The 12,718-nt window shown below is 60.3% G+C and carries 9 protein-coding genes; 4 read left to right on the top strand and 5 right to left on the bottom strand.

Translation table 11 applies throughout. The features are described from left to right. Positions 1-27 precede the first annotated feature (27 nt). Genes ACVVH8_RS01215 through ACVVH8_RS01205 form a run of 3 tightly spaced genes read left to right on the top strand, consistent with a single transcriptional unit; the run spans position 28 to position 2,595 of the window. Positions 28-837 carry a MetQ/NlpA family ABC transporter substrate-binding protein gene (locus ACVVH8_RS01215; RefSeq protein WP_150775764.1) on the top strand — a complete coding sequence of 270 codons (810 nt, stop codon included), beginning with the start codon at positions 28-30 and terminating at the stop codon, positions 835-837. Positions 838-839: 2 nt separating this feature from the next. Beyond that, entirely contained in the window at positions 840-1,961 is a 1,122-nt protein-coding gene (locus ACVVH8_RS01210) for a methionine ABC transporter ATP-binding protein (RefSeq protein WP_475228118.1), read from the top strand. Further along, positions 1,951-2,595, top strand: a complete 645-nt coding sequence (locus ACVVH8_RS01205) for a methionine ABC transporter permease (RefSeq protein WP_103304112.1) — start codon at positions 1,951-1,953, stop codon at positions 2,593-2,595. Before ACVVH8_RS01210 ends, ACVVH8_RS01205 begins: the two co-directional genes overlap by 11 nt. A gap of 83 nt (positions 2,596-2,678) precedes the next feature. Here ACVVH8_RS01205 and ACVVH8_RS01200 read toward each other — a convergent pair whose 3' ends face one another. After that, positions 2,679-4,088 (bottom strand): hypothetical protein, encoded by a 1,410-nt coding sequence (locus tag ACVVH8_RS01200; protein WP_475228116.1) that lies wholly within the window; start codon positions 4,086-4,088, stop codon positions 2,679-2,681. Positions 4,089-4,329: 241 nt separating this feature from the next. Between ACVVH8_RS01200 and ACVVH8_RS01195 the strand changes: the two genes are divergently transcribed. Beyond that, positions 4,330-4,956, top strand: a complete 627-nt coding sequence (locus ACVVH8_RS01195; RefSeq protein WP_475228114.1) for a class I SAM-dependent methyltransferase — start codon at positions 4,330-4,332, stop codon at positions 4,954-4,956. A gap of 1 nt (position 4,957) precedes the next feature. On the opposite strand, the gene ACVVH8_RS01190 is transcribed toward ACVVH8_RS01195, so the two are convergent. The 4 genes from ACVVH8_RS01190 to ACVVH8_RS01175 all read right to left on the bottom strand — a co-directional run bounded on the left by ACVVH8_RS01190 (position 4,958) and on the right by ACVVH8_RS01175 (position 12,527). Next, a complete protein-coding gene (locus ACVVH8_RS01190) occupies positions 4,958-7,210 on the bottom strand; it encodes a glycoside hydrolase (RefSeq protein ID WP_103304110.1) in 2,253 nt (750 codons plus the stop codon). Between the two features lie 90 nt (positions 7,211-7,300). Beyond that, positions 7,301-10,366 (bottom strand): efflux RND transporter permease subunit, encoded by a 3,066-nt coding sequence (locus ACVVH8_RS01185; RefSeq protein WP_213027216.1) that lies wholly within the window; start codon positions 10,364-10,366, stop codon positions 7,301-7,303. Continuing rightward, positions 10,363-11,427 (bottom strand): efflux RND transporter periplasmic adaptor subunit, encoded by a 1,065-nt coding sequence (locus ACVVH8_RS01180; protein ID WP_103304108.1) that lies wholly within the window; start codon positions 11,425-11,427, stop codon positions 10,363-10,365. Before ACVVH8_RS01180 ends, ACVVH8_RS01185 begins: the two co-directional genes overlap by 4 nt. Next, positions 11,424-12,527 (bottom strand): efflux RND transporter periplasmic adaptor subunit, encoded by a 1,104-nt coding sequence (locus ACVVH8_RS01175; protein ID WP_103304107.1) that lies wholly within the window; start codon positions 12,525-12,527, stop codon positions 11,424-11,426. The genes ACVVH8_RS01180 and ACVVH8_RS01175 overlap by 4 nt, the downstream gene beginning before the upstream one ends. Between the last annotated feature and the right edge of the window lie 191 nt (positions 12,528-12,718).

Raw genomic sequence — 12,718 nt, 5'->3', positions numbered from 1 at the left:
TTCATGCACTGACTGGAAAAAACCATCATGACCAAGAAACGCCTCTCCCACCCAGTCAAAGCACTGGCCCTGGCCCTCGGCCTGTTCAGCTCGGCAGTCTTCGCTGCCGACGCTCCGTTGAAAATCGGCACCACCGCCGCGTTCGCCATCCCGCTGGAAGCCGCTGTCGAAGAGGCTTCCAAACAAGGCCTGAAAGTCGAACTGGTGGAGTTCACCGACTGGATCGCGCCGAACGTCAGCCTCGCCGCCGGCGACATCGACGTGAACTACTTCCAGCACATCCCGTTCCTCGAAAACGCCAAGGCTGCCTCCGGTTTTGATCTGGTGCCATTCGCCCCGGGGATCATCAACAACGTCGGCCTCTACTCGAAGAAATACAAAAGCTTCGATGAGCTACCTGAGGGCGCCAGCGTCGCCATCGCCAACGACCCGATCAACAGCGGCCGCGGTCTGCAACTATTGGCCAAGGCCGGTTTGATCACGCTGAAACCGGGCGTCGGTTACAAGGCCACCGAAGACGACATCGTCGCCAATCCGAAGAAAATCAAAATCCTTCAGGTCGAAGCCGTGCAACTGGTGCGCGCCTACGACGACGCCGACCTGGTCCAGGGCTACCCGGCCTACATTCGTCTGGCGAAGACCTTCGATGCCGGCTCGGCGCTGCTGTTCGACGGTCTCGATCACAAGGAATACGTGATCCAGTTCGTGATCCAGCCGAAGAGCAAAACCGATCCGCGCCTGATCAAATTCGTCGACATTTATCAGCACTCGCCAGCCGTTCGAGCGGCGCTGGATAAGGCTCACGGCAAGCTGTACCAGGCCGGTTGGGAAAGCTGAGCATGACGGCGGCGATCCAACGGCGACTGGAAATTCCAGAGCCCCACAATGCGGAAAAAACCGAACTTCATCCTGAGTTGAATCGCGCCCATGTACGCTTCATCGGCCTGGGCAAGACCTATGACGGCCGCCAGGGCCCGGTCGCCGCGCTGCAAGGCATCGATCTGGCGATCCAGCGCGGTGAGGTGTTCGGCATCATCGGCCGCAGCGGCGCCGGCAAGTCGTCGCTGATCCGTACGATCAATCGTCTGGAGCAACCGACTTCCGGACGCGTGCTGATCGATCAGGTCGACATCGGCGAGTTCGATGAAGACCGCCTGGTCGCCCTGCGCCGCCGGATCGGCATGATCTTTCAGCACTTCAATCTGATGTCGGCCAAGACCGTTTGGCAAAACGTCGAACTGCCGCTGAAAGTCGCTGGCGTGCCGAAAGAGCAACGCGAGAAAAAGGTTCGCGAACTGCTCGAACTGGTCGGCCTGCAAGCCAAGCACAAGGCCTATCCGGCGCAACTCTCCGGTGGGCAGAAACAGCGCGTCGGCATTGCCCGCGCGTTGGTGCATGACCCGGACATTCTGCTTTGCGACGAAGCCACTTCGGCGCTCGATCCGGAAACCACTCAGTCGATTCTCGGCCTGCTGCGCGAGATCAACCAGCGCCTCGGTCTGACGATTGTTTTGATTACCCACGAGATGGCGGTAATCCGCGAAATCTGCGACCGCGTCGTGGTGCTGGAGCACGGCCGCATCGTCGAGCAAGGCCCCGTCTGGGAAGTCTTCGGCAATCCGCAACACGAGGTCAGCCAGACCTTGCTCGCGCCGCTGCAACACGCCTTGCCCGAAGAATTGCAAAGCCGCTTGCATGCGCAACCGCCCTCTTCCGAGGCCGCAGTGGTGCTGCGTTTGCAGTTCACCGGCAGCGCCAGTGACGAGCCGGATCTGGCGGCGCTGTTTGCTGCCCTCGGTGGCCGGGTGAAATTGCTTCAGGGTGGTGTGGAACGGATCCAGGGACATGCGCTGGGGCAATTGCTCCTGGCAATCAGCGGTTCGTCAGCGAGCGCCGAACAATTGCGCGAGCGTGCCGCACAGTGGGCACAGCGAGTGGAGGTACTGGGTTATGTGGTTTGATCGCTTGCTGCAGGGCTTTATCGACACGTTTTTGATGGTCGGCGTGTCATCACTGATTGCGCTGCTGGTGGGGATTCCCATGGCGGTGATTCTGGTCACCAGCGACAAGGGCGGGATCTACCAAGCGCCGGTGCTGAACCGCGCTTTGGGCGCATTCGTGAACCTGTTTCGCTCGATTCCGTTTCTGATCCTGATGGTCGCGCTGATTCCGTTCACCCGATTGATCGTCGGCACCACCTACGGCGTGTGGGCGGCGGTGGTGCCACTGACCATCGCCGCCACGCCGTTTTTTGCGCGGATTGCCGAGGTGAGCCTGCGTGAAGTCGACCACGGTCTGATCGAAGCGGCGCAGGCCATGGGTTGCCGGCGCTGGCACATTGTCTGGCATGTGCTGTTGCCAGAGGCGATGCCGGGGATTGTCGGCGGTTTCACTATCACCCTGGTGACGATGATCAACTCCTCGGCCATGGCCGGGGCGATCGGGGCAGGAGGGCTGGGGGACATTGCCTATCGCTACGGCTATCAGCGGTTTGATAGCCAGATCATGCTGACCGTGATTGTGCTGCTGGTGGCGTTGGTAGCGGTGATTCAGTTAGGTGGGGATCGACTGGCGCGGGGTTTGAACAAGCGCTGAACCCAGATCAGAAGATCGCAGCCTGCGGTAGCGCTCATGGCGAATACCGCAGGCTACGACTCTTTTCGTACGGGTCGTGCCCCTCAATCATCAATCAGGCTGTCGAGCCACGCGAATTCGGTTTTGCTTTGATGCAGCGTCTGCATGCTTTTTGCTGCGTACACCAGGCTGTCAGCGTTGTTGACTGCCAGGTGCGCTCGCAGTGACGGGTTGGCATTGAACAGATCAACCGCCGTCTGAAGCGGCAGGTCGTCGCCGATTCCGAGGTAATCGCTGATACCGAACAGGAAGTTATCGTGGTCATTGGTAAAGGCGTTCAAATACTCGACCGTCAAACCGCCGCGCATGATCGCGTCAGAAACACTGCGCTCCGGTACGTCGTAATCGGCCAGCGTATCCCAATCCAGCAAGCGGCCCAGTCGGCTGTCCAGATAGAAATAATCCGCCGCGTTCGGCCCGATGGTCTGGAATCGGTCAATTCTGTTGGTGTGCAACATTTCATGGCCCAGCGAAATGCTCAAAACCCCGCGCTGCATGTACTTGCGATTGATGAAGAAGCGGCCATGAAAATCTCTTTTGTACATCCACGCCGCGCTGTTGCTGTCTGCATCAACCCCAACGAATTTCTCGTCTCCCCAGGTTCCTTGATACTCACTGGACAAAGCCTGGCCTCGAGCGACTGAGTCGGCGAATCGCTGCGCAACAGCGTGGTGATCAACGCCAAAGAAACTTTCGTAAACCGCGTCGGCGTCTTTGTACTTCTGGCCAATGGCATGTCCCGCATCAGCGAAAATGCTTTCGACCGCTTGCAGCTCCGAGCGAATGATCGCTGCCTGCTCCGGCGGAAACTGCTTCAACCCGCGCGCGACCAGCGCGCCCTCCTGTGCCGCCGTGTACTCAAACGAATCGTCGTTTCCGGTATGCACCCGGTGCTTCTGGGCATGCTCTTTTCTGACCTTGCGAACGAGCTGATCAATGTCGATATCAATGACTTTGCCCGGCTCGGGCAGAGGGTGCGGCCGTTCGAGCGTCCAGGTCTTGCTTAGCGGGTGGTAAAACAGTACCGGCCCCAAAGCCACCAATTCAGATACCAGCGCCGCTCGATATTCACCGGCCGTGCCGGTTTCCCGAACGAGGACGATCTCGCCGGGCGCGATATCGACATAATTTCGGCTCTTGAACACCCTCAGGCCCAGAGCATTGGCTGCGGGCAGGTTGGCCGGTGCTCTCAGGCTGTAGCGCGCAAGTGAACCGGCCATCGGATGCATGGGCAGGATCTGAGCCGACGGCATTGATGAAACCGTGATCATGGAATCTGCGGCGGCAGATTGCCGGGGAACTTCCACCTGCGCCTGATCCGTGTCAGGTCGAAAAATTTTCACCGCAGGCCCATCACCGAACGTGGCACTGCCAGGTCTTGTGCGTGATGGGGTTGCGTCCACCGGGCTGCGGCTGGACGGCGGAGTGACGCCGGGTTTACGAACAATGCCCATAAAAAATCCTTTTTTTTGAGTGAATCCCCCCGAAGAAAAAAACAGGGCAGATATCGCGATAGTCGTCTATCGCGCAGGCGTCATTGCATCCGGTTGCGAACCGCCAGGTGCGGTACATATGTATTGCACAGACGCTGGGGTTTTGTGCTTCCCGGCCAAAGCCTGAGGCAGGCTGCAATCCTCTCAAGCACAAAAGCGCTTATAGTCAGCCCCACCTCCTTTTTGCCACGCAGCCGCACTCATGAAGCAGACCCCCACCGACCTCGAACAGATCACCGCCACCACCCTCGGCCATTACAACTCGGTGGCCGAAGATTTCCGTGAGGGCACCCGCGATCACGATGTCAGCCAGAACATCGACGCGCTCCTGCGGCACATTCAGGGCACAGCGCCGTTGACGATTCTCGATTTCGGCTGCGGGCCGGGGCGGGACTTGCAGACATTTACGCGCATGGGCCACGTCGCGGTCGGCCTCGACGGATCGGAAAAGTTTGCGCAAATGGCCCGCGAGGACAGTGGCTGCGAGGTGTGGTGCCAGGACTTTCTGAAGCTTGATTTACCGGCCGAACGCTTCGACGGCATCTTCGCCAACGCGGTGCTGTTTCATGTGCCGTTACAGGAGTTGCCACGGGTTCTACAACAACTGCGCGATACGTTGAAACCGAGTGGGGTGTTGTTCAGTTCGAATCCGCGCGGGGATAACCGCGAGGGCTGGAATGGGCCACGTTATGGCTCGTATCACGATCTGGAGGCGTGGCGCGGGTTGTTGACCGCTGCCGGGTTTGTCGAGCTGGAACATTACTTCCGCCCGGCGGGGCTGCCGCGGGAGCAGCAGCCTTGGTTGGCGAGTGTCTGGCGCAAGGGCTGAGTCAGGGCGAAGACTGCACGCGGTAGCGGCTGACGGCCCCGTCGGGCGTCAATACCGTAATGCTTTCACCGGGCAAAGTCTGGCCGAGCACTTCACGCGAAGCCTGATCGAAATTGGCCAACAGCCGAGTGCCGTCTTCAAAGGAAGTCTGCTGCACCCGTCGATCCTCGCTCAGCCATTTGAAACCGATCAGGCTCTGCATCGCCAGGCGCTCGTGCAGCGGGCGGAAGAACGCATCCTGACGCGCAATCAACGGTAAGCGTTGCGCCAGCGTTGCCGCACTCAGGTGATAGAGCGGCGGTACGTTGTAAAGCAACTGAGTCAGTTCATTCTCCACCCGTACATTGCTCAGCTTGAGACTGTCATAAAGCCAGTGATGCGTGGTGATGAGCGACCCGTGGAACACCGCCTGGTACAACGGTAAACGGCTGGCCGGATCAAAATGAAGACGCCGATACGGCTCTTTGATCGGTACAGACTTGAAGAACACGGCCGGTTGCTCAGGCGGATACCATTTGCCAACGAAGTACTCGGAATCAGGGTTCTTGCTCATGTCGGCGTCGCCCCAACCGATCACCGGCGTCTGCATGCCATGGGCGAACAGCACGCCTTGAGCCGTCGTTGCGTTGCCGTCTTCGGAGCCGCTGGGTAGTTGCAATGCCTGGTTGATCCAGCGCGAAGCTTCGACGTTACCTTCGGCGTTTTGTGCCTGAGTCATGGTGGCGCCGGGACGGTAGCTGTCGAACACCATGCCTGTGGCATAGGCGTCGAGGAACCAGCTGTTGAAACCGGCGGCAGTGCTGATGGCTTTGACCCGCTGTTCCAGCAAAGGACGCACGCAACGGGGGTCGGTGTAATGTCCCGACTGCTGAAAGCCGCTCTTCATCACACCGCTTTCCAGCACGATGGCGCACTCGATGTTCGCCCTGTCGCCCAGATGCGCCGTGGTCCAGTCGGGGTTCTCGTCCCGGCTCAGCGCAGTTTCGTAAGAATCATACGGCGCGATCAGATACCCCGCCTTGACGCCTGCGCTAACCGCCTCCGGGTGCCAGAGTCCGCCCTCCCAGCCCTCGCCAAGTCCCAGCCACAAGCGCGACAGCCCGGCGCTTTGCAAGCGCTCGACCGTATCGAGCGACAGGCTGTTGCCCCAACGCTTGGGATCGACAGTCAAGGCTTCGGCGAACTGGTCAGCCAGTTCCCCGCGCAGCACTGCGTAACCTTTGACCAATGCCCGTACGTCCGGCTCGGCGCGGGCTTGCCAGGTTTTACGCGCCTGGGTGTTCAGCGCACGGTTGAGGCCACGCAACACGACAGTTTGCTGGTAGCGATTGAGCACCGTTTCGCTGGCAAGCAGCTGCAAGGATTCACGGTCCATGCCGGCGCGCAGCGCACTGGCCAAAGGCGTCTGGCCACGTAACTTGCCGAGCAGTGCCGGCCAGTTTTGCACATCTTTTTGCCCCAGTAGATCATTGCCCCACAGGTAGATATGACTGGCTCCCAGCAGCTTGGCGGCCTGCGGAGTTTTCTCAAGTTTGCCGGCAAGGGTTTCATAACGACCGTTATCAATCAGCCATTGCCGGTAACGTCTGGCTCCCGCCAACGGGTCGCTTTCGCCCAGATACAGACTGAACGTCAGCGGCGTCGAAGGAGCGAGTGGCGTGAATTGATGCCGCACCGCCAACGCCAGCGTGTCGCCGTCGGCACTGAACAGCAGTTGATTGTTGTAGGGATTGCCCAGCAACCAGTTGAGGCTGAAACCCTCGTGTTCGACACCCCACAGCGGCAGGCTCAGATCCTGGGTGCTGTTGAGCGGCCCCTGATTCAACAGAAACGCCTGCCAGACCGGATCGCCACGCGGTACGTAATGCCCTTCGGCCAAGGGCCAGATCAAGCCTTTGCCCATGGCAGTGCCGGGTTGGCGCAAAAAATCGAGTTCGGCGGGATCACGAGCGCTGATAGAAAAGGACAGGTCACGCTCATCAAGATCGACGCTGAGGGACCAAGCGCCGTCGTCCCAGTGCCAGTCGAGGTGATTACCACGCTGTACCAGGTTGCTGACTTTGTGTGCTTCAACACCAGACGAGGTCTGCACAGCTGCACTGTTGGTCGGAGTGACTTGCACAGCGAGGGTCGCTGGGTCGATCTGCACCCGCCACAGCGAATTTTGCAGAAACGTCTCGGCGTGCAACGAGGGTGGCAGGCACAGGCCGACCATCAGCAGCAGTTGGCGCAACCAGCAAGCAACAGTCGACATCAGGCGTCCCTCCCCCAAACGGAGGAAGGACGATAAAGCAATCGACCGTGGTTGGAAGTCAGACCGTTCCCAAAGATGTAACGGGCGCAATCAATGGCTCGATGACGATGAGTCCTTCTTCGGCTCACGAATCTTGTACCAGGCCACATACAGCGCCGGCAGAAACAGCAGCGTCAGCAGCGTCGCAATCACGATGCCGCCAATCATCGCGTAGGCCATCGGCCCCCAGAACACTTCCCGGGCAATCGGGATCATGCCCATGCTCGCCGCCGCTGCGGTCAGCAGGATCGGGCGGCGCCGGTGTTCGGTGGCTTCCACCACCGCGTCCCACGGCGCGTAGCCTTTCTGCTCGAACTCATCGATCTGCGTCACCAGAATCACCGAGTTGCGGATGATGATGCCGATCAGCGCCAGAATCCCCAGAATCGCCACGAAGCCCATCGGCGTACCGGTCGGCACCAGCGCCAGCACCACACCAATCAGCCCCAGCGGCGCGACACTCGCCACCAGGAACATCTTCTGCACGCTGTGCAACTGGATCATCAGGAACGTCGCCATCAGGAACAGCATCAGCGGCAACACCTTGGCGATCGGCCCTTGCGCCTTGCCGCTCTCCTCCACCGTACCGCCGGTGGCGACTTTGTAGCCGACCGGGAGTTTTTCGGCGAAGGCATCGATGGACGGCTTGAGCAGTTTCACCAGATCGGTTGGCTGGATCTCGTCGCGCACCGACGCCTTAATGGTGATGGTCGGCAAACGGTCGCGACGCCACACCAGCGGCTGTTCCAGTTCATAACGCACAGTGGCGAACGCCAGCAGCGGAATCGACGTGCCGCCGGGCGTGACGATTTGCAGGTTTTGCAGGGTTTCCGGGGTACCGCGTTCGGAATCCACGGCGCGCCCGACCACGTTGATCAGGTAGATATCGTCATCGACCTGGGTCAACGGCGAGCCACTGACAATGCTGTTCATCAGGTTCGCCACGTCTTCGGACGACAGCCCGAGCTGGCGGGCCTTGTCTTGGGCGATGTCGATGCGCAGGACTTTGCCCGGCTCGTTCCAGTCGTAAATGATCTCGCCGATGTGCGGGTTCTTGTCCAGCTCGGTGGCGAGGTCGATGGCGTGTTTGCGCACCTGATCGATGTCCTTGCCGCTGACCCGGTACTGGATCGGGCGCCCCACCGGCGGGCCCATTTCCAGCGCCTGCACGTAGCTGCCGATGCCAACGAAGTCCTTGTGCAAACGCTCACGCAAGCGCTGGCTCAACGCTTCGCGGGCCTCGAAGTCTTTGCTGACGATGACCAGTTGCGCGTAGTACGGGTTTTGCAGTTGCTGATCGAGCGGCAGGTAGAAACGGATCGCGCCCTGGCCGATGTAAGTGCTCCAGCGCACGATATCCGGATCGCCCTTGAGGCTTTCCTCAAGCTTGTCGACAGCCTTGCGGGTTTCATCGATAGAGGCGTTTTGCGGCAGGTTCAGATCGACCAGAATCTCCGGGCGATCAGAGGACGGGAAGAACTGGTTCTGCACAAAGCGCATGCAAAACACCGCCAGCACAAAGCACACCACCGTGATGCCGATCGCCCACCAGCGGTTGCGCATCGACCACAACAAGCCATGGTTGAACGCACGACCGATGCGACCGGGCTCGGCCGCATGGGGTTTGACGTTGGCGCTGAGAATGTGCACGCCGATCACCGGCGCAAAGAACACCGCTACCACCCACGACACCAACATCGCCACGGCGATTACCGCGAACAGGGTGAAGGTGTATTCACCGGCAGAGCTGGCGTTGAGGCCGATGGGCACGAAACCGGCCACGGTCACCAGCGTGCCGGTGAGCATCGGGAATGCCGTCGAGGTGTAGGCGAACGTGGCCGCCTGCTCCCGGGTCTCGCCCATTTCCAGGCGCGTGACCATCATCTCCACGGTGATCATCGCGTCGTCGACCAACAGGCCGAGGGCGATGATCAGTGCGCCAAGGGAAATCCGCTGCATGGTGATGCCACTGTATTCCATGAACACAAACACCATCGCCAGCACCAGCGGAATCGAGCACGCCACCACCAGACCGGCGCGTACACCGAGGCTGATGAAGCTCACCACCAGAACGATGATTACCGCTTCGAACAAGGCGCTGGTGAAACCGCCAACAGCCTCTTCCACCACCACGGCCTGATCGGAAACCGTGTGCACGCCGACGCCTACCGGCAGATCAGCGGTGAGTTGATCGATACGCGCGTGCAGGGCTTTGCCGAACTCCTGAACGTTGCCGCCCTTCTGCATGGCAATCGCCAGACCGATCGCCGGTTTGCCGTCGAAACGAAACTCCGGGGTGGCCGGGTCGACGTAACCACGGCTGATGTCAGCGATGTCGGCCAGACGATAGAAGCGGTCATTGAGTTTGAGATTGACCTCGGCCAGATCCTTTTCCGAAGCAAACTGCCCCGAAGTGCGCACGGAAATGCGCTCCGGACCGGCCTCGATCACCCCGGCCGGCGTCACCGCGTTCTGCGATTGCAGGCTCTGCACCACCTGGCGCTGATCGATGCCCAGCGCCGCCAGTTTGCGTGTGGAGAAGTTCAGGTAAATCACTTCGTCCTGCTGGCCGACCATCTCGATCTTACCCAGCCCGGGTACATTGCGGATCTCGGCCCGCGCCTGTTCCACGTAGTCGCGCAACTGGCGCATGGTCAGGCCGTCGGCGGTAAACGCGTAGACCGAGCCATAGACGTCGCCGAACTCATCGTTGAATCCCGGCCCCTGAATACCCTTGGGAAATTGACCGCGAATGTCATCGATCTTCTTGCGCACCTGGTACCAGATTTGCGGGATGTCCTTGGCGCTGGTGGTGTCGCGCAGGTACACGTACACCGTCGACTCACCGGGGCGCGTGTAGCTTTTCACGTAGTCGAGCGAGTCGAGCTCTTCGAGTTTTTTCTCGATGCGGTCGGTGATCTGCTTGAGGGTTTCTTCCTGGGTCGCACCCGGCCATTTGCTCTGGATCACCATGGTCTTGATGGTGAACGACGGGTCTTCCTCACGACCCAGATTGAAGTACGAAAACACCCCCATCAGCAATGCCACGAACATCAGATACCAGACGAACGACTGATGCTTGAGGGCCCATTCGGAGAGGTTGAAAGAGCCTTTCATTGACTGTCCTCGTCAAGTTTCACGGGTTGTCCGGGTTTGAGGCTGTTGACGCCGGCGCTGACCACGCGTTCGCCATTTTTCACGCCGCCGGCCAGCACCACCGTGCTGTCGGTGCGGCTGACGAGACTGACGTCGCGGGGGCTGACGGTTTTGCTTTGGGTGTCGATCACCCAGATCCGCGTTTTGCCGTCGACCTCTTGCAGCGCTGTCGCTGGCAATTCGATGCGTGGCTTGATCGCTGAACTGAGGGTCACGCTGATCGCGGTGCCGAGGCGAAACCCGGGCGGTGTATCCGCCAGGGTCAGCCGCGCACGACGGGTGCGTGTAGCGCTTTGTGCCTGCGGTTCGATTTCGCGGATGACCGCTGTGGTGTTGATGCTCGGATCGAGTTGCGCGGCGACAAGAAACACCACGTCACTGGGGATCTGATCGACCAGCGTGTCCGGCAGGTCGATCACCGCTTCCTTGATGTCCGGTTGCGCCAGCGTCACCACTTGTTGACCAGCGGTGACCACTTGCCCGGCCTCGGCATTCCACGCGGTGACCACGGCTTTGTGATCAGAGCGCAACTGGGTGTAGTCGAGTTGATCCTTGCTCTGGTTGACCGCCGCCCGCGCCTGCTCAAGCGAGGCCTGGGTGGTTTTCAGATCCGTGGTGGCGATGTCCAGTTGCGCCTGCGCGCCGACCCCGCGATCAAACAGGGCTTGCTGACGCCGGGCGTTGGCCTGCGCATTGATCAGTTGCGCCTGCACCTTGGCCAGATCACCTTGGGCCGAGCGCAACTGGTTCTGCTGGTCGGAAGGATCGAGGGTGGCGAGCAGCGTGCCCTTCTCCACTTCGGCGCCGACATCGACGTTACGGCTGGCAATACGCCCGCCGACACGGAAACCGGTGTTGCTCTCGTAGCGCGCCTGAATACTGCCGGCAAAACGTCCGAGGGTTTCCTCGTTCAACGCCTGAACCTTGATCGACAGCACCGGGCGCACAGGCTCGGGCGGCGGTTCTTTCTTCGAGCACCCGGCCAACAACACTGCTACGGATAACAGCCATAGAGACTTCATGGCTGTGCTCCCGGTTGCAGATCCTTATAGGTGTTTTCGGCAATCTCGACTTTCATGCCGGGGTGCAACAACTGTCCGCCGGCAACGATGACTTTCTCGCCGCCCTTGAGGCCTTCGCTGATGATCACTTTGCCGGTCAGGTAACGGCCGACCGTGACCGTGTGCAATTGCGCCAGCCCTTGCTCGTCGACCATCCACACGGCGGGGTCGCTGATGTTTTTGGTCAGCGCCGACCAAGGCAACTCGACCGCCGATTTGCCGGAGCCTTTGGCGGTGGCGCTGACCACCGAGCCGAGCTGCATGCCCGGCGGCAGTTTGTCGAGGGTGACTTTGACTTGCACGGTGCCGGACTGCGCCGACACCGCCGGGGTGACTTCTCGCACGGTGCCGGTGGTTTTGATATTGGGATTGTCGAGCAGGCTGACCACAATCGAGCGATCCGACGGCCGCTCGGCCAACAGCGATTCATACACATTGAAGACCGCGTCGCGGTCACCGTCACGGGCCAGTTTGAACATCGGCGCCGTGGCCTGCACCACTTGGCCGACCTCGGCCTGGCGCTCGGTGATGATCCCGGGGGCGTCGGCAATCAACGAGGTGTAACTCAGTTGATCCTTGGCATTGGCCAGTTGCGCCTGCGCCGCGCTCAACGCGCTCTGGCTGCTGCGCAACGCCGCCTGCGCGGAATCGTATTCGCTTTGGCTGGTGTAACCCTTGGGCAACAGTTTTTGCTGACGCACGAATGCCGCAGCGGTCTGCTTGACCCGCGCCTGTTCGGCGACCACTTGGGCCTGCGCCGAGTCGACGTTGGTCTGCAAGTCCTTGGGATCGAGTTTGGCCAGCACTTGTCTGGCCGTCACCCGGTCACCGACATCGACCATGCGCTGGATGATCTTGCCGCCGACGCGGAACGACAACTCGGTCTGCACACGCGCCTGCACATCGCCGGTGAGGGTCACGGCAGCCGCGTAGTCCGCGGGTTTGACCTCTTGCACGAAGACGCGTGGCAGGTATTCCTGCGGCGCTTTTTTCTCCCCGCACGCGGTCAGCAATGTGAACAGACTCAGCATGACCGCTGTTTTCAAACCGGGACTCGCCATGCAGACTCCTTCCTGTGTACGAACGTGCAAGTGACGATACGACTGTGAGCTTAGAACAGGGTTCAACGTTCGCTCACGGGAATAACGCAATTTTCGCCATGATTCCTGTGGCGAGAGAACTTGCTCCCGCTGGGGTGCGAAGCGCCCCCGACAGCCCACCGTCACGCTCTTTCTGTTAAAACGTGGCGGCC

The sequence above is a fragment of the Pseudomonas trutticola BRTCR10 genome (genome assembly GCF_056155105.1).
This window is presented reverse-complemented; position numbering and strand designations above follow the sequence as displayed.